This window comes from Chitinophaga polysaccharea, from assembly GCF_007829335.1.
GTDB lineage: Bacteria > Bacteroidota > Bacteroidia > Chitinophagales > Chitinophagaceae > Chitinophaga > Chitinophaga polysaccharea_B.
On the sequence record NZ_VIWO01000006.1, the window covers coordinates 125,827 to 142,859 of the forward strand.

Annotated in this window: 16 protein-coding genes; 8 read left to right on the forward strand and 8 right to left on the reverse strand. The window is 47.0% G+C overall.

The annotated features are described in order from the left end of the window. Positions 1 to 70: 70 nt before the first annotated feature. Entirely contained in the window at positions 71 to 1,978 is a 1,908-nt protein-coding gene (gene dnaK / locus FHW36_RS19855) for a molecular chaperone DnaK (protein ID WP_145671337.1), read from the reverse strand. 328 nt (positions 1,979 to 2,306) lie between these two features. Here dnaK and FHW36_RS19860 point away from each other — a divergent pair, with 328 nt between their 5' ends. From FHW36_RS19860 to argS, 4 genes are all read left to right on the forward strand, one after another. Next, positions 2,307 to 3,611 (forward strand): OmpA family protein, encoded by a 1,305-nt coding sequence (locus tag FHW36_RS19860; RefSeq protein WP_246121195.1) that lies wholly within the window; start codon positions 2,307 to 2,309, stop codon positions 3,609 to 3,611. A gap of 68 nt (positions 3,612 to 3,679) precedes the next feature. After that, on the forward strand, positions 3,680 to 4,165 hold the full coding sequence (locus tag FHW36_RS19865; RefSeq protein WP_145671339.1) for a GNAT family N-acetyltransferase: 486 nt from the start codon (positions 3,680 to 3,682) through the stop codon (positions 4,163 to 4,165). An 82-nt stretch (positions 4,166 to 4,247) separates the two neighbouring features. Beyond that, a complete protein-coding gene (locus FHW36_RS19870) occupies positions 4,248 to 4,829 on the forward strand; it encodes a porin family protein (protein WP_145671340.1) in 582 nt (193 codons plus the stop codon). A 150-nt stretch (positions 4,830 to 4,979) separates the two neighbouring features. Next, a complete protein-coding gene (gene argS / locus FHW36_RS19875; RefSeq protein ID WP_145671341.1) occupies positions 4,980 to 6,908 on the forward strand; it encodes an arginine--tRNA ligase in 1,929 nt (642 codons plus the stop codon). Positions 6,909 to 7,095: 187 nt separating this feature from the next. Here argS and FHW36_RS19880 read toward each other — a convergent pair whose 3' ends face one another. The 5 genes from FHW36_RS19880 to FHW36_RS19900 form a co-directional block, all read right to left on the reverse strand. Further along, complete coding sequence (locus FHW36_RS19880; protein ID WP_145671342.1) at positions 7,096 to 7,491, reverse strand: tetratricopeptide repeat protein; 396 nt, start codon at positions 7,489 to 7,491, stop codon at positions 7,096 to 7,098. Between the two features lie 89 nt (positions 7,492 to 7,580). Further along, positions 7,581 to 8,066: a cytidine deaminase gene (locus FHW36_RS19885; protein ID WP_145671343.1), complete on the reverse strand. Its 486-nt coding sequence runs from the start codon at positions 8,064 to 8,066 to the stop codon at positions 7,581 to 7,583. Between the two features lie 121 nt (positions 8,067 to 8,187). Beyond that, the gene (gene lepB, locus FHW36_RS19890; protein WP_145671344.1) at positions 8,188 to 9,384 is read right to left on the reverse strand and encodes a signal peptidase I; all 1,197 of its coding nucleotides are present in this window, start codon (positions 9,382 to 9,384) and stop codon (positions 8,188 to 8,190) included. A 172-nt stretch (positions 9,385 to 9,556) separates the two neighbouring features. Continuing rightward, a complete protein-coding gene (locus FHW36_RS19895; RefSeq protein ID WP_145671345.1) occupies positions 9,557 to 10,204 on the reverse strand; it encodes an alpha/beta hydrolase in 648 nt (215 codons plus the stop codon). A gap of 7 nt (positions 10,205 to 10,211) precedes the next feature. Continuing rightward, the gene (locus FHW36_RS19900) at positions 10,212 to 11,396 is read right to left on the reverse strand and encodes a sigma-54-dependent transcriptional regulator (RefSeq protein WP_145671346.1); all 1,185 of its coding nucleotides are present in this window, start codon (positions 11,394 to 11,396) and stop codon (positions 10,212 to 10,214) included. A gap of 104 nt (positions 11,397 to 11,500) precedes the next feature. Between FHW36_RS19900 and FHW36_RS19905 the strand changes: the two genes are divergently transcribed. The 3 genes from FHW36_RS19905 to cysM all read left to right on the forward strand — a co-directional run bounded on the left by FHW36_RS19905 (position 11,501) and on the right by cysM (position 13,724). Then, entirely contained in the window at positions 11,501 to 11,875 is a 375-nt protein-coding gene (locus FHW36_RS19905; RefSeq protein WP_145671347.1) for a GrpB family protein, read from the forward strand. Positions 11,876 to 12,025: 150 nt separating this feature from the next. Beyond that, positions 12,026 to 12,838, forward strand: coding sequence for a serine O-acetyltransferase (locus tag FHW36_RS19910; RefSeq protein WP_145671348.1), 813 nt, complete (start codon positions 12,026 to 12,028; stop codon positions 12,836 to 12,838). Positions 12,839 to 12,842: 4 nt separating this feature from the next. Then, a complete protein-coding gene (gene cysM / locus FHW36_RS19915; protein WP_145671349.1) occupies positions 12,843 to 13,724 on the forward strand; it encodes a cysteine synthase CysM in 882 nt (293 codons plus the stop codon). An 84-nt stretch (positions 13,725 to 13,808) separates the two neighbouring features. On the opposite strand, the gene FHW36_RS19920 is transcribed toward cysM, so the two are convergent. Next, positions 13,809 to 14,843 carry a pyruvate dehydrogenase complex E1 component subunit beta gene (locus FHW36_RS19920; protein WP_317131893.1) on the reverse strand — a complete coding sequence of 345 codons (1,035 nt, stop codon included), beginning with the start codon at positions 14,841 to 14,843 and terminating at the stop codon, positions 13,809 to 13,811. 146 nt (positions 14,844 to 14,989) lie between these two features. On the opposite strand from FHW36_RS19920, the gene FHW36_RS19925 reads away from it, so the two are divergent. Next, the gene (locus FHW36_RS19925) at positions 14,990 to 15,613 is read left to right on the forward strand and encodes a hypothetical protein (RefSeq protein ID WP_145671351.1); all 624 of its coding nucleotides are present in this window, start codon (positions 14,990 to 14,992) and stop codon (positions 15,611 to 15,613) included. 12 nt (positions 15,614 to 15,625) lie between these two features. Here FHW36_RS19925 and lpdA read toward each other — a convergent pair whose 3' ends face one another. After that, on the reverse strand, positions 15,626 to 17,020 hold the full coding sequence (gene lpdA, locus FHW36_RS19930; RefSeq protein ID WP_145671352.1) for a dihydrolipoyl dehydrogenase: 1,395 nt from the start codon (positions 17,018 to 17,020) through the stop codon (positions 15,626 to 15,628). Positions 17,021 to 17,033 lie beyond the last annotated feature (13 nt).

Below are 17,033 nucleotides of genomic sequence, written 5' to 3' on the forward strand. Positions count from 1 at the left end.
TAAGCCGAAGGCCAGTGCATGGATGCACCGGCCTTCGGCTTATTAGTTTTATATGCTTTTCAGCTTTCGCTTACTTCACTTCTTCAAATTCTGCGTCGGTTACACCATCATTGCCAGCATTAGGTTGGCCTTGTGGCTCGCCTCCGCCTGGCTGTCCACCACCTTCCGGCTGACCCTGAGAAGCTTTGTACAGCTCTTCAGAAGCAGCAGTCCAAGCAGCTTCCAGTTCAGCAGTAGCTGTGTCCAGCTGTGCACTGTCCTGTGATTTATGTGCCTCTCTCAGTTTGTTCAGCGCAGTTTCGATGGTTGCTTTTTTATCGGCAGGCAGTTTATCACCGTATTCTTTCACCTGCTTTTCAGTTTGGAAAATCAGGCTGTCTGCTTTATTGAGCTTTTCGATTTTTTCGCGTTGTTCTTTATCGGCAGATTCGTTGGCTTTCGCTTCGGCTTTCATCTTTTCGATTTCATCCTTGTTTAAACCGCTACCTGCTTCGATCTTGATGTTCTGTGTTTTACCGGTGCCTTTATCTTTTGCAGTTACGTGCAGGATACCGTTGGCATCGATATCGAAAGTTACTTCGATCTGTGGAACACCACGAGGAGCTGGCGGAATATCCCCTAAGATAAAGCGGCCCAGTGTTCTGTTCTGGTTAGCCATTGGTCTTTCCCCTTGCAGTACATGGATTTCCACGCTAGGCTGGCTATCTGCTGCTGTAGAGAAGGTTTCAGACTTCTTGGTAGGAATAGTGGTATTGGATTCGATCAGTTTGGTCATTACACCGCCCATAGTTTCGATACCGAGTGACAGTGGCGTAACGTCGAGTAACAGTACGTCTTTTACTTCACCGGTCAATACACCACCCTGGATAGCAGCACCCACGGCTACTACTTCATCGGGGTTTACACCTCTGTTAGGTTTTTTACCGAAGAATTTTTCTACTACTTCCTGGATTTTAGGAATACGGGTAGAACCACCTACCAGGATTACTTCATCAATTTCGGAAGTGTTCATACCGGCATCTTTCAGCGCTTTACGGCAAGGCTCCAGTGTTCTTTCCACCAGGCTGTCGCTCAGTTGCTCAAATTTAGCCCGGGTTAATTTTTTCACTAAGTGTTTAGGAACGCCATCTACTGCAGTGATGTAAGGCAGGTTGATTTCTGTTTCCTGGGAAGAAGACAGTTCAATCTTTGCTTTTTCAGCAGCTTCCTTCAAACGTTGCCATGACATGGGGTCTTTGTGTAAATCTACTGCTTCATCTTTCTTGAATTCATCTGCCAGCCAGTCCATGATCACTTTATCAAAGTCGTCACCACCGAGGTGAGTATCACCGTTGGTAGATTTTACTTCAAATACACCGTCGCCCAGTTCCAGGATGGAGATATCGAAGGTACCACCACCAAGGTCAAATACAGCGATTTTGCTGTCATGATGTTTTTTATCCAGGCCATAAGCCAGGGCGGCAGCAGTAGGTTCGTTGATAATACGACGAACCGTTAAGCCGGCGATTTCACCTGCTTCTTTGGTAGCCTGACGTTGCGCATCGTTAAAGTAAGCAGGAACGGTAATTACCGCTTCGGTTACTTCCTGTCCCAGGTAGTCTTCCGCAGTTTTCTTCATTTTCTGAAGTACCATCGCGGAAATTTCCTGTGGAGTATATAATCTGCCTTCTATATCTATACGGGTAGTATTATTATCACCCTTTACCACTTTATATGTAACGTGTGTCAGTTCATTGGTTACTTCATCAAAGTGACGACCCATGAAACGTTTTACTGACATGATGGTATTTACGGGGTTGGTAATAGCCTGACGCTTTGCGGGGTCACCTACTTTCCTTTCTCCGTTCTTCAAAAAAGCCACTACAGATGGGGTTGTTCTCCTTCCCTCATCATTGGCAATCACTACCGGTTCGTTACCTTCCATTACGGCAACGCATGAATTGGTAGTTCCTAAGTCAATGCCTATTATTTTTCCCATAGTATTAAAGATTATCCTTTAGTTGTAAGTTGTTTTCTGTTTGTCGTTGGTTTGTCAATGATTATGCCAAGCAAAAAAATATGAAATTATGTCAGTCAGGTCCCCTATATTTGATGTAATATTTAGTGGTTCAACCAATTGGATACTGCAAGAACGTCCAATAACTAAATAAAATAAGCGACAAATTGTTCATAACCTCGCCTTCCTTTGCCCTATTTTATTCCCCGACCTACCTATTTTATTCGTGCAAATTGTGTAACCTAATGTTAATCTTATGAACAAATCCATTCTATGGAGGTCAGCATGCTTGCTGTTAACACTCTCCCCAATGATGAGCCAGGCTCAGAACCAACCTGCCGGCGCCACTCCTTCTGTTCGACTGTTCCAGGGCCCCAGCGACTATAAAACGTGGTCAATCGGGGTGAATGGTGGCATGTTGGCACCTGTGGCGGCGACCGGTGGCAGTAACGACTTCACCAAGTGGAAAGGTTCCTTCGGCTACGGCGCCTATGTGAAATACCAGCTGCTTCATTTCCTGGCCCTACGGGCTGATTATGTAGGCGGTAAATTACAGGCCGACAACAGTAAAGACCTGGGAAATGGTTCCCCCCTGGTAAGCCCTTACAAATCTTATGAAACCAAACTTCCCTGGTCGGCTACCCTGAATGCAGTATTTAATATTACCACCGTGAACTGGTTGTTCCGGGAAAACTTTGTGCAACTCTATGCCTCTGTGGGTGGTGGTTTGGCTGGATATAAGCCCACCCTGGAGCTCAATGATGGAACTAAAATGGATTATAAGACCGATAACAAAGCTATTAAAGAACTGATTATACCCGTAGGCGCCGGTCTGAAGTTCAAATTATCGGAAGTGGTGAACCTTGACCTGGGCTACACCATGTACTATACTGATGGAGATAACCTGGATGGGTACTACCATGGCCCTAACAAGGATAAGTATTCCTATGGTTATGCAGGGCTGGAGTTTGCATTGGGTAAGAAAGGCAAAAAACAATTACAATGGCATAACCCTGCCAAGGCCATGTACGACGAGTTGGAAGCACAAAAGACTACCCTGGCGGCTTCCCTGGATGCGGCTAATCAAAACAATGCCAGGTTGACTGCCGACGTGGATAAACTGACAAAAGACAGCGACGGCGACGGCGTTTCCGACTTCTTCGATAAATGCCCCGGTACACCTGCCAACACCAAGGTGGATGGCTCCGGATGCCCGCTACCGGTGCCGGTTATAGAGAAAAAAGAAGAAAAAGTAGTGATTACGGAAGAAGACAACCGTATTGTAAAAGAAGCCATCCAGAACCTGGAATTCGATTTTGCCAAAGCCAGTATCAAGCCACATTCTTACCCGGCATTAGACCGCGTGGCAGACCTGCTGATACGCAAGAACCTGAACCTGAAACTGAGTGGCCATACGGATAACGTAGGCAGCAAAACGAGAAACCTTGCCCTGTCAAGAGAAAGAGCCGAATCCGTTAAAGCTTACCTAGTAGGTAAAGGCGTGAATGCATCCAAAATTGAAGCTGTTGGCTATGGTATGACGCAGCCGATTGCCAGCAATAAAACCGCTGCCGGCCGCCAGAAGAACCGTAGGGTTGAGTTTACGATATTCTAGCAATAGTTGTCAATAATAAAAGCAAATAGGGATTTTCGGTTTAAGGCCGAAATCCCTATTTTTATTTTATGGAATCCATCTCTATCAGAACCATCATACCTGCAGACGACCCGATCATTGCCAACATCGTAAAAACTACCCTGACAGAATTTGGCATGAACAAGCAGGGCACCGCTTTTTCAGATCCGACGACAGACCACCTGTCAGTGTTGTTCAACATCCCGCGCGCCATTTATTACATTGCTGAAATGGATGGCAGGATCATTGGCGGGGCAGGTATTCACCCGCTGGATGGCGGCCCCGACACGGTATGCGAACTGCAAAAAATGTATCTGCTGCCAGAGGCCCGCGGAAAAGGCCTGGCCGGCAAGCTGATCACGATGTGCCTCTCCTATGCTAAACAGCACGGCTATACGCATTGCTACCTGGAAACCAGTCCCGAGCTGGCCCGCGCCCGGAATGTATATGAACAATTCGGTTTCAGGTATCTGACAGGCCCCATGGGCAACACCGGCCATTTTGGCTGTGACAGCTGGATGCTCAAGGATTTATAGCTTTTCAGTGGGTGCTTGTCTTTTTAGACGGCGCTCAAACCGGCATACTTCTTGCCAGATGCGCCTACATAAATAACATATCATGAAAAAATTTATTTTGTCTGGTGTATTAGCTATAGGAACGATGCTGGCAGTACAGGCACAAATCGTAAAATTTGGCGTTAAAGGGGGATTGAATATTTCTAAACTTACAAATACAGACGGGTCTAAAACCCTGGCTGGCTTTAACGCCGGCGGCCTGGTCAACTTTGAACTGGATAAAAACTGGGCGATCCAGCCGGAGGTATTGTACTCCACCCAGGGTACTAAGTTTGAGCATAGCGCCTTTTGGGGATTGATCAGCAATTCCGGTACTACTAAATTAAACTATGTGAATATCCCGGTAATGGTACAATACTCCATTGTTCCTGAATTTTACCTGGAAGCCGGTCCACAATTGGGTATCCTCACCGCAGCCAAAGTAAAATCTGGTAGCGTTACACTGGATGTAAAAGACCAGATGAAGTCCGTAGACTTCGGCCTGGGCTTTGGCTTTGGTTATAAATTCGATATGGGCCTGGGTATCAGCGGCCGTTACAACTTCGGGTTAACTAACGTATACGACTCCGATAAAGTAGACAGTAAGAACTCTGTAGCGCAGATTGGCGTGTTTTATACATTCTAGGAGCTAAGGAGCATAAAGCAAAAAGCTATTGAGGAGAATGATGTAACGGATATCTATCCGCATTGGTCATTCTCCTTAATAGCTTTTTGCTTTATGCTTTAGCTTTCCGCTAATTGACTATCTTTGCCCCTCGCATTAATCATTTTCCGCATGAGTGTTGTACAATCTATCAGAACGGCCGCAGTGGCCGCCATTAAATCGCTTTACGACCAGTCGTTAACGGTAGCCGACATTTCGGTGAATACCACCAAGCCTGAGTTCGAAGGCGAGTATACCATTGTAGTTTTCTCTTTCACAAAATTCAGCCGGCAGAAACCGGAAGAAACAGCACAGCGCATAGGGGAATACCTGGTGGCGCATCATCCTGAACTGATTACACGATTCAATGTGGTAAAAGGGTTTCTTAACCTGAGCATCAACGAAGCTTACTGGACCCAGTTCTTACAGCAAAACTACAGTAACGCCAACATCGGGATACAGCCTGCCAATGGTAAAAAGATCATGGTGGAGTATTCTTCTCCCAATACCAACAAACCATTGCACTTAGGGCATCTGCGTAATAATTTCCTGGGATACTCCATCGCGGAAATTATGAAAGCAAACGGTTTTGAAGTGATTAAAGCCAACCTGGTAAATGACCGTGGAATTCATATCTGTAAATCCATGCTGGCATGGCAATTATTTGCACATGGCGATACCCCGCAAACTACCGGTATTAAAGGCGATCACCTGGTGGGCGACTACTATGTGAAATTTGAATCGGTAGTGAAAGAACAGGCGGAAGTGATCATTGACCGGGCGTTGGAAAGAGACTTCCAGGACTTTGACGCCACCGAAGCAGAAAAACTGGAGAAGCTGGTAACTGCCCTGCATAAGCCGGAGGTAAAAGACGATAAAGACAAAACCGGCAAAATCATGGACGACATCAAAGAGATGTCGCGTAATAAAACAGAGATTATGCAGCAGGCGAAAATCATGCTGCAGCAATGGGAAGCCGGCAACCATGAAGTAAGGGAGTTGTGGGCAACCATGAATAGCTGGGTATACGAGGGATTTGACGAAACTTACAAACGCCTGGGCATCAACTTCGATAAGATTTATTATGAGAGTGAAACCTACCTGTTGGGTAAAAACATTGTGACCCAGGGACTGGAAAAAGGCGTGCTGTTTAAAAAGGAAGATAACTCTGTATGGATAGATCTCACCGCTGATGGTTTGGATGAAAAGCTGCTACTGCGCGGAGATGGTACATCTGTTTATATTACACAGGACCTGGGTACCGCGTGTCTGAAATACGAAGACTACCATATGGATCAAAGCGTGCATGTAGTGGCCGATGAGCAAAACTATCACTTCAAGGTACTGCAACTGATCCTGCAAAAGCTGGGCGAGCCGGCTGCTCCGGGCATCCTGCACCTCAGCTATGGCATGGTGGAATTACCGCATGGTCGTATGAAAAGCCGGGAAGGCACGGTAGTAGATGCCGATGACATGATTACCGAAATGGTGGAAACAGCTGCCAAACAGACCAGCGAACTGGGAAAAAAACTGGAGTCATTTTCAGAAGAGGAGCTCCATACTTTATATGAAACAATAGGTTTGGGCGGATTGAAATTCTTCCTGCTAAGGGTTGATCCTAAGAAGAAAATGATCTTCAACCCGGAAGAATCTATCAGTTTAACCGGGTTTACCGCCACCTTTGTGCAATATGCCTATGCGCGTATCAAATCCATTATCCGGGAAGTAGGCGCTGTAGCAGACTTACCGTCCTTTAACTATAGCGGCGAATTGCTGCCGTTGGAGAAAGAACTGATTATCCTGAATGAGCAGTTCCCAGTAGTACTGGCAGAAGCTTACCGGGAGCTGAGCCCCGCGGTAATTGCCAATTACGCTTTCCAACTGGCGCAGGCATTTAACTCTTTCTATGGAGAGAAAGTAGAGGGCGTACCTACCTACTCTATCCTGCGTGCCGCTACCGAAGAGAAGAAAAAATTACGGTTGCAGATTATCATGATTACCGCGCATACCATTGCACAGTGCATGAAATTAATGGGTATCCGGGTACCGGAAAGGATGTAAAATATTTTATTTGATAGGAAGGCCTCCCACTGTAGTGGGAGGTTTTTTTTATGCATAAAAAAACGCTGCGAGCCTGACGGATCGCAGCGTTGACAACTTACCGCCACCGTGGCGAAAGTTGCCGAAGAAAATACCACAGCAGGCAGCGCAGCGAAAAAGGAGCTTGCCTATCCTTTATGCGCTGTTTTTAAAAACCATCTACACTGTGGCAAATATGTCTGTCGGCTGTTGATGCCTCACTTAATATAATCGCTTCATCGCAAATCGCCGCTCCTCGTTCCTGCTCACCTGCACCCATATACGATTTTCCGAGCATAAACATAGCAAAAGCATTTGTAGGTTGCAAGTGCAATACCCTTTTCCATTGTACAATGGCTTTTTTAAAGCGCCGTCTTCCGTACAAGTCGTGTGCCAATTGTTGATAATACCACACACTATTTAGCGTATCCTTATCAACGTGTAACCGTAAAGGATAGTGACAGGTAATTGCTTTTGTATCAAAGTAACGTGTTACCGGTTCACACCTGGCTGCAGTAAACAGCAATAACAGGCTGCAGGTGGCTAAAAGCTGACAGGGTTTCATGTCCGGGCATTTAAGGATACCCGGCAAATGTATATAATAAATTAATTATAATTAATATTTTTTAATATGAATAAAACTGAAGTGGTTGCTCAACCCAGTTCTGCTCCGCTGAAAGATAATGGGAGCAGGTCATTGGCGCGGTTGATCACATATACCTTACCGGTTAAACCACCGAGAATAAGCCGGATAGCGCCATCCTGTTTCATTTCATATTCAGCCAGTGCCTGGCGGCACATACCGCAGGGAGAAATGGGGTGCCCGCTATCCCCTTTGAGATTATGATAGCTGATAGCAATGGTATCTATATCTACATTCGGATATACAGAGGCGGCAGAGGCCAGTGCCACCCGTTCTGCACAAAGACCGATTGGGAACGACGCATTTTCCTGGTTAGTACCTGCCACAATTTCTCCATTGGCTAAGCGAATCACCGCGCCTACCTGGAAATGCGAATAAGGTGCATACGCATGCGCGGTTACTTCTCTCGCTTCTTTCAGCAGCCATGCATCCGCATCTTCCAAACCATTAATATCATTGTATACGATGTAATCGATATGCAGCTGTTGTTTTTCCATATGAGCAGTTGTAAAGGGTTGATGGCAGGTCTTTTCCTGGCGGCAGGCCGGGGTAAAGACGACTACGGACCGGCAAAAGGCCGGTCCGTAATTTACTTTAAATTATATTCAGGACAATTACTTACTTGATATTTCTGAAGATGCGGCTCCAGCGGATACCACCCTCTCCGTAGCTCATCCAGATCAACCAGGCTTTACCTACCACGTGATCTTCCGGAACAAAGCCCCAGAAGCGGGAATCCAACGAATTGTTGCGGTTATCCCCCATCATCCAGTAGTAGTTCATTTTAAACGTGTAGGAATCAACAGGCTGGCCGTTAATGATAAACTTACCATCTTTTCTTTCCAGGGTATTGCCTTCATACACGCGGATAATGCGATCGTACAACGCAATATTGCTTTCATCCAGTTTCACGGTAGCACCTTTCTTCGGAATGTACATGGGACCGAAGTTCTCATCTGTCCATTTGAAATGCGCAGAGTCATGCGGGAAGATATCGTTATAGTTGAAATCTGAGAAGGCAGCTGCTTCATACATCGTAATATTCTTCACAATGGGGAATTGTTTCAGAGCGGCCACATTTTCTGGGGTCAGGTTATAGAGAAACTTGTTGGCATCGATCTGGAAAAAATCGGGAGGCGTAGTAGTAATGCCCAATTCTTCGAGTCTGCTGGGATTCAGCTGATCGCCGGTAGTTTCCACTACATACTTGTGCTGACTACCCGGAGGTACCGGTGCTGCCTGTCCATTGATATATACAGCGCCGTGAACAATCCGGAGTGTATCTCCCGCCTGTCCCATACAGCGTTTGATATAGTTTTCGCGTTTATCTACCGGGCGTTGAATGATCTGGTAGGAATTATGAACAGCCTGCCAGCCATTCTGTCTTACCATGTTATAGTAACTTGGATCCGGCGAGTCTATCGCTACTGTATCTCCCTCAGGAAAATTAAATACCACTACATCATAACGTTTAATATCAGAGAAACCTGGTAAACGTCTGTACTTCCATTTTACAGCTTCAGAATAAGCTTTGGTAGATTTTGTAAAGGGAAGGGTATGATGTACAAAAGGTACTGCCAGCGGTGTCATTGGAATACGGGGCCCGTAACTGATCTTGCTGACAAACAGGAAATCGTTTACCAGCAATGTCTTTTCCATAGATGGTGTAGGGATCGTATATGCCTCAAAAATGAAGGTGCGGATAAGCGTGGCTGCTATGATAGCGAAAATACCAGCGTCTAACCATTCTCTAGCCTGAGATTTCTTCTTCTTTGGCTGACTGTCTTTGTTTTTTTTCCAAAATGCCAGGTTCATTCAGTTTCGCTTATTAGATGCTTAAAAAGGCAAATATAATATTCTGCCGTTTGCCAGTAGCTATTCCGCTACAAAAGTTTTCTTAAAAATAGATTAAAAGACAATTTATTATATTTTTCGAATATGTAACATACCACCCATCAAATAACCGGTATTTATAGGCTGGAGAAGTTTACAGTACCGTTTCCAGGATCTGGTTGATGACAGTTGCGCGATTGAGCACCATAAAATGGCCGGCATCGGGGATCAGGTGGGTAGGTGTGAGATATTTAGCGGGGAAAGGATGGTCATTAGCGCCGTGAATATGCACCAGGCCTTCGGGTATCTGTTCATTTTCCCAGTGCAGGATAGCATTTACTGCCCACCGGGTATAGGTGTAATCTTTTTTAGCGAGATATTCATTTACCAGTGCCCTTTCTGCCTCGGTTTCAATGTCGAGAAACTTTTTCACAATCACATTCCTGCGCTGGTAAAGGAGTTGGTCGGGGAGTTTATGAATGCCCAGGCGTTTCACCCAGTTGTAATAAGGCGGTTTTTCGGTAGTACGTTTGATGCTGGATACCAGGATGTTTTTGGCAATGGGTATATGCCGGGCAATTTCCAGGCTCATAATGCCACCGAAAGAAACGCCCAGCAGGGTTACCGGTCCATCGGCCCGGATGCCTTGCGCCATGCGGGCGGCATACTGGCCGATGGGTTCATCCGGCAATGGCGTGATCCATTGCAGGTAATGTACCTCGTAGCCAGGCGGAAAGCACAGATTGTTAAAAATGCGCTCATCGGCCCCCAGCCCACTGATCAGGTACATTTGCTTTTGCATATCTCTCTTAGGAACTTACTTTTTTCTTATCGCGGTTCGGCACCACAAAATCGTCTACATCTTCTGCGGTAATGGTTTTGCCGGACAAGATGATCAATCTTTCCACCACGTTGCGCAGTTCCCGGATGTTACCCGTCCAGTTATGATTTTGCAATGCTTTCATCGCATCTTTATCGATGGCTTTACGTGCAATACCGTATTCGCTGCAAACGCTGTCGAGGAAGCTATCTACCAGCAATGGCACATCTTCCCGGCGATCATTCAGGGAAGGTACATGGATGAGGATCACGCTCAGGCGGTGATACAGATCCAGGCGGAAGTTTTTGCTTTCCACTTCCTGCAGCAGGTCTTTATTGGTAGCTGCCACCACGCGTACATCCACACTGATTTCCTTGTCGCCGCCCACGCGGGTAATTTTACCTTCCTGTAAGGCACGCAGTACCTTGGCCTGGGCGCTGAGGCTCATATCGCCTATTTCATCGAGGAAAAGGGTACCGCCACTGGCTTGTTCAAATTTACCAATGCGCTGTTTTACTGCGGAAGTAAAGGAACCTTTTTCATGGCCGAATAATTCACTTTCTATGAGTTCGCTGGGAATAGCGGCACAGTTCACCTCTACGAGCGGCGCTGCGGCGCGATTGCTGCGCTCATGCAGCCAGCGGGCTACCAGCTCCTTTCCTACCCCGTTTTCACCGGTAATCAATACACGGGCATCGGTAGGCGCTACTTTTTCAATAGTTTCCCTGATCTTCGTTAATGGAGAAGACTCACCGATCATTTCCGGCACCTTGTTCACCTTGCGGCGCAGGGTTTTGGTTTCAGTGACCAGTGTGGTTTTATCCATCGCATTACGCAAGGTGATCAGCAGGCGGTTCAGGTCTGGTGGCTTGGAAATATAATCATAGGCGCCTTTCTTCACGGCATCAACGGCAGTATCAATATTACCATGCCCCGATACCATGATGATGGGAATATCCGCATTCACTTCCCTGGCTTTCTCCAGGAATTCCAGTCCATCCATTTTAGGCATTTTGATGTCGCATAATACGGCATCGTAAGACTTTGCCTGGAACATTTTAAATCCTTCCATTCCATCTGCTGCCTCGTCTACTTTGTACCCCTCGTAACTTAAAATTTCCGTAAGTGTTTTACGAATACTTTTTTCGTCGTCTATTATTAAAATATTAGCCATAATCAGGTTTAATTTTGTACGACCGGCAAATACCTGCCATTTATACAACGGGCAAAAATAAAGATTAATCAGTTAAAATTGCAGGATATATCATATCATTTAACATGTCTGATACAATTGAGATGACGCCGTACAGCTCCCGCTGGCCGGAAGAATTTAAGGAGATAGCCGCCCGCCTGGAGGCCGTATTGGGTAATTATGCCCTGGCTGTTGACCATATTGGCTCAACCAGTGTACCGGGAATGCCTGCCAAAGATGTCATAGACGTGCAGGTAACGGTAGCCTCGCTGGAACAGCCCATACAACCCTTACTGGAACAACTGGGGTATGAGCGGAAATATCACCTGGCCGATCACCGGCCGCCAGGGAGAACAGACCTGGCGGAGACGGAACTGGAAAAACACTTCTATTTCAAACAACAACGGCGGATCAATCTGCATGTGCGGGTAGCAGGTCGGTTTAACCAGTATTTGACCTGATTATGGAAGGCGCTTATGAGTGGAGCGGAACAAGGCTGTAATAGTATCCGGCTACTGATTTGACATTTCCCCACTTGTCTACTACCTTTACAGGATTTATGCGTAATTTCAATATATATAAAGTGCCCATCCCTGTAATTACATCCGCATATGAATGAGTTTCTTGAAGAGTTGAAACGGCGGCATCAGCTGGCAGCAGCTAATGCCTATCCCGCAACCGGTGCAGTAGATGATTTTGTCAGCAACCTGGTAAACTGGTTATTTCCGGAACATAAGGGGCAGGTAATTGCTGATCCGCAGGTATTAGAGCAATACAGTGTTCAGCTGGAAACGCAGTTACAGCAACTATTGCATTCCATGGCCAACCAATTGCCCACCGATGCCTCTTCCCTGAGCCAGGCCTTCATGGGCAAGGTGCCGGTTATTTATGACGAATTAACCAAAGATGCCAGTGCCATGTACCAGGGCGACCCGGCGGCATCCTGTATGTATGAGGTGATCCGAGCTTATCCCGGTTTTTATGCGATTGCCTTTTACCGCATTGCACATGCCCTGTATAACCTGAAGATACCGGTATTACCCCGCATGATTACAGAACTGGCCCATTCCCGCACGGGCATAGACATACATCCGGGGGCTGTTATTGCGCCCTGGTGTTGCATAGACCATGGCACGGGTATCGTCATTGGGGAAACCAGCATCATCGGGCCTCATGTAAAGATATACCAGGGAGTTACCCTGGGGGCATTGAGCGTAGAAAAAGGAATGGCGCGCAGCAAACGACATCCTACTATTGAAGAACATGTAGTGATATATGCCGGGGCCACTATCCTGGGGGGCGATACCGTAATAGGCCACCACAGCGTTATTGGAGGGAATGTGTGGTTGATTAAAAGCGTAGAGCCGTTTTCCCGCATTTATTACAAAGCAGAACATAAATATTCAGATACAAACCAAGATTAATCATATGGCATCCATCATAGAGCTGATCGGCAACACGCCGATGGTAGAATTAAAGCACATTTCGGAAAACCCGGAGGTGAAAATATTCGCCAAACTGGAAGGCAATAATCCCGCGGGTAGTGTAAAAGACCGGGCTGCCTATGGCATGATCAAGGGAGCGCTGGATAGAGGCGATATTAAGCCGGGCATGAAGCTGATTGAAGCTACCAGCGGCAACACAGGTATTGCGCTGGCCATGATATCCAGCCTGTTTGGACTGGAAATAGAACTGGTAATGCCTTCAGATGCCACGCGGGAGCGGGTGCTTACCATGGAAGTATATGGCGCCAAAGTAACGCTCACGCCCAAAGAATTGTCGATGGAAGGTTCTATCGACTATGCCAACGACAAAGTAGCGAAGGGGGGGTATTATATGTTGAACCAGTTTGCCAATCCCGATAACTATGGCATGCATTACAAAACCACGGGACCGGAAATCTGGCGGGATACGGCGGGGAAAGTAACGCACTTTGTCAGCGCCATGGGCACTACAGGTACTATTATGGGCGTATCGCGGTTCCTGAAGGAGCAAAACCCGGATGTACAAATCGTAGGTTGCCAGCCCACAGAGGGATCAAAGATTCCGGGTATCCGTAAGTGGCCGGAGGCTTATCTTCCTAAAATATTTGAAAAATCCCGGGTAGACCGGATTATGGATATTGACGAGGCCGATGCCCGGGCGATGTCCAAACGACTGGCCAAAGAAGAAGCTGTTTTCTGTGGCATGAGCAGTGGCGGCGCTGTATCGGCAGCAGCACGGTTATCGCGCGAGTTACGTAGCGGCGTTATCGTTAGCATCATCTGCGACCGCGGCGACCGGTATTTATCGAGTGATTTGTTTTCCTGAACGGAAAACATACCCTATAAAAGCTAAAGGCGAATGATCGATGAGATCATTCGCCTTTATTGCTTTTATACGTTTAGCGGTCTGCTATTTCTTCATGTACATTACTTCCTTCACCAGTTTCACAGTACGCTCAATATCCGGCAGGTATAATTTTACCAGGTTAGGCGCATAGTGCATAGGCGCATCCTGTGCAGTGATACGGCGGATAGGTGCATCCAGGTAGTCGAAACCTTCTTTCTGGATACGGTAAGCGATTTCAGAAGAAACGCTGGAGAATGGCCATTGTTCTTCTACGATTACCAGGCGGTTTGTTTTCTTTACAGATTCGAGGATGGTAAACCAGTCCAGCGGACGGATGGTACGCAAGTCGATTACTTCCGCTTCGATACCTTCTTTCGCCAGTTCTTCTGCAGCGCCCAAAGCTACTTTCATCATTTTGTTGAAAGAAACGATGGTGACGTCTTTACCGGCACGTTTGATATCTGCTTTACCGATAGGGATGATGTATTCTTCTTCAGGTACTTCGCCCATATCGCCGTACATCAACTCACTTTCCATGAAAACAACCGGATCGTCGTCGCGGATGGCCGCTTTGAGCAAACCTTTTGCATCATATGGATTAGATACGGATACTACTTTCAGGCCGGGGATATTGGCATAATAACTTTCGAATGCAGTGGAGTGTTGTGCTCCCAGCTGTCCTGCAGAACCGTTTGGTCCGCGGAAAACGATCGGACATCCTACCTGTCCACCACTCATCGCCAACATTTTGGAGGCGGTATTGAGGATCTGATCCAAAGCCAGCACGGCAAAGTTCCAGGTCATGAACTCTACTACCGGACGCAGGCCGTTTTGAGCGGCACCTACTCCAATGGCAGCAAACCCAAGTTCTGCAATCGGCGTGTCAATTACACGTTTTGGACCAAATTCATCCAGCATTCCCTGGCTCACTTTATAAGCACCATTGTATTCGGCTACTTCCTCCCCCATCAGGAATACGCGTTCATCACGGCGAAATTCCTCCTGCAGGGCTTCTCTTAAGGCTTGTCTGAAAGCTATCTGACGCATGCTATTCTTAATTGAAAGTTTAAATGCCTTATTTAAAGGCAGGGCAAAAATATTGTTTGTTCACGAAAAAGCAAAGTAAACGCCCGATTAATAATTATTATGACAATGATATAGGAGTGGCAGCTTATTAATTAATAAAAATACATATATTTATATTTTCTAACTTTATTGAAGCCCGTGCTAACTCGTTTATCGTCATGATCACGATTACTATCCTGACACTTTGCTTTTTAGCTGCCCTATCCTGTAAAATAAAAAAAGTAAAAGTGCCCGTCGTCCAGGTGCTCCTGTGGTACTTTCACCTGTTTTTGGGTAGTATTAGCCTGATATGCCTGTTCCTGATGCTTAACAACTATGGTTTTAAAGGCACGCAAACAGAGCGGGTATTCTTTACCCTGTATGCCGGCACCGGCATGTTGTTATATGGACTCGCCAAACCCGACAACGATGCCCGCTATGCTTACCTGTTGTGCTTTTTTGGGTTTCCGTTTGTGCTGTTGCTGGGACTGCTGATTCCGCCACTGCGCACCATTACGCTGGTAGCGGCTATTACGCTGTTGTCTGACAGCGAGTTTCAGCGCTACGATATCGACAATGACTTTGCCCTGCAAACCAAGAGCACCAGTATTTTATCAACCTACCCCGTTTACAGCCTGGTGGCAGATAAATACTTACTTTTTGAGAAGCTGACACCGGATGTGATCCGGCCCGGAGCGGCACCCGGTTTCCTGAAAATGGAAAAAAGGGGCAAAGACAGCGTCAGGATCCTGTTGAAAACAACGGGCAACAAAGTAGACACCGTACTCTTACTGTCGGAATAAACACGTGTTGCATCAGATATTGATGGCGCTTTTTCCTGCCCCGAGCAAGAAAGCATCTTTCAACGCCTCCGAATAGGTAGGATGCGCATAACAGATCCTGTACATTTCCTCGGCGGTAGTTTCGTGGGCCATGCCCACGGCGGCCTGGCCAATCACATCGGCCGCCCTTGGGCCTATGATATGTACGCCCAGTACTTCGTTGTAAGCTTCCGCTACCAGTACTTTCACGAAGCCTTCCGTATCCATGGAAGCCCTGGCGCGGGCACTGGCCATATAAGGGAACTTACCGGAGCGGTAGGCAATGCCACCGGCTTTTAATTGCTCCTCCGTAGCGCCTACCGACGCCACTTCCGGCCAGGTATACACCACATTGGGAATGAGGTTATAATTGAGATGCGGTGTTAATCCACCTATCACTTCCGCCACCAGGGTCCCCTCTTCTTCTGCTTTATGTGCCAGCATAGGGCCGTCAATCACATCGCCGATGGCATATATATGCGGAGCCGATGTCTGCAACGTTTTATTCACGGGTATCTTCCCGTTCTTCATCGTTTCAATACCTGCCGCTGCTAAGTTAAGGCCGGTGGTATAAGCGCGGCGACCTACCGCCACCATACAATAATCGGCTGTCAGCTCCTGCTGCTGGCCGTCCTTGTCGACATACCCCACTACTGCGGCATTATCCGTATTTATGGCCGATTGCACCTGGCAATTCAACCGGATATCTATCGACAATGTTACCAGCGATTTCTGCAAGGCTTTGCCCAGCTCCAGGTCCATCGTGGGAATGAGGCTGCCGGCGTATTCCAGGATGGTTACCTTGGTGCCAATGCGGGCGTACACCGAAGCCATTTCCACACCAATCACCCCACCACCAATGATAACCATAGATGCCGGTTGTGCAGCCAATGACAAGGCTTCCGTGGAAGAAATGATCCTTTTTTTATCGATGGTGATACCCGGCAAAGAAGCTGGCTTGGAGCCGGTGGCAATAACAAAGTACCGTGCCTGTAACAACTGGTCTCCTACCTTTAACTGGTGGGCATTGACGAAGCTACCGAGGCCATGGTGTACGGCAATCTTATTTTTTTTCATCAGGTATACCAGTCCCGAAGTATTTTGCTTTACCACTTCCCGTTTTCGTTGAATAAATTGCTGAAAATTGAGATGCAGCCCCTCCAGGCCGATACCGTGGGTGCCAAATTGCACTGCCGCCTTGTGATAATGCTCCGAACTGTCCAATAACGCTTTGGCGGGTATGCAGCCAACATTTGTACAGGTACCTCCAAGCACGTCGTACTTTTCTACCAGCGCTACTTTGAATCCCAGTTGCGCCGCCCGTATGGCACATACATAACCGCCGGGGCCGGCGCCGATTACCACCACATCGTAATTAACCGTTTCCATGATGAGTCTTTTT

Coding starts and splice junctions, on each gene's coding strand:
- lepB (WP_145671344.1), bottom strand. CDS start 9,384: ATGAACCTGGCATTTTGGAAAAAAAACAAAGACAGTCAGCCAAAGAAG.
- dnaK (WP_145671337.1), bottom strand. CDS start 1,978: ATGGGAAAAATAATAGGCATTGACTTAGGAACTACCAATTCATGCGTT.
- FHW36_RS19865 (WP_145671339.1), top strand. CDS start 3,680: ATGGAATCCATCTCTATCAGAACCATCATACCTGCAGACGACCCGATC.
- FHW36_RS19900 (WP_145671346.1), bottom strand. CDS start 11,396: ATGGCTAATATTTTAATAATAGACGACGAAAAAAGTATTCGTAAAACA.
- FHW36_RS19910 (WP_145671348.1), top strand. CDS start 12,026: ATGAATGAGTTTCTTGAAGAGTTGAAACGGCGGCATCAGCTGGCAGCA.
- FHW36_RS19860 (WP_246121195.1), top strand. CDS start 2,307: ATGATGAGCCAGGCTCAGAACCAACCTGCCGGCGCCACTCCTTCTGTT.
- FHW36_RS19880 (WP_145671342.1), bottom strand. CDS start 7,491: ATGAAACCCTGTCAGCTTTTAGCCACCTGCAGCCTGTTATTGCTGTTT.
- FHW36_RS19895 (WP_145671345.1), bottom strand. CDS start 10,204: ATGCAAAAGCAAATGTACCTGATCAGTGGGCTGGGGGCCGATGAGCGC.
- lpdA (WP_145671352.1), bottom strand. CDS start 17,020: ATGGAAACGGTTAATTACGATGTGGTGGTAATCGGCGCCGGCCCCGGC.
- FHW36_RS19905 (WP_145671347.1), top strand. CDS start 11,501: ATGTCTGATACAATTGAGATGACGCCGTACAGCTCCCGCTGGCCGGAA.
- FHW36_RS19870 (WP_145671340.1), top strand. CDS start 4,248: ATGAAAAAATTTATTTTGTCTGGTGTATTAGCTATAGGAACGATGCTG.
- cysM (WP_145671349.1), top strand. CDS start 12,843: ATGGCATCCATCATAGAGCTGATCGGCAACACGCCGATGGTAGAATTA.
- FHW36_RS19885 (WP_145671343.1), bottom strand. CDS start 8,066: ATGGAAAAACAACAGCTGCATATCGATTACATCGTATACAATGATATT.
- FHW36_RS19925 (WP_145671351.1), top strand. CDS start 14,990: ATGATCACGATTACTATCCTGACACTTTGCTTTTTAGCTGCCCTATCC.
- argS (WP_145671341.1), top strand. CDS start 4,980: ATGAGTGTTGTACAATCTATCAGAACGGCCGCAGTGGCCGCCATTAAA.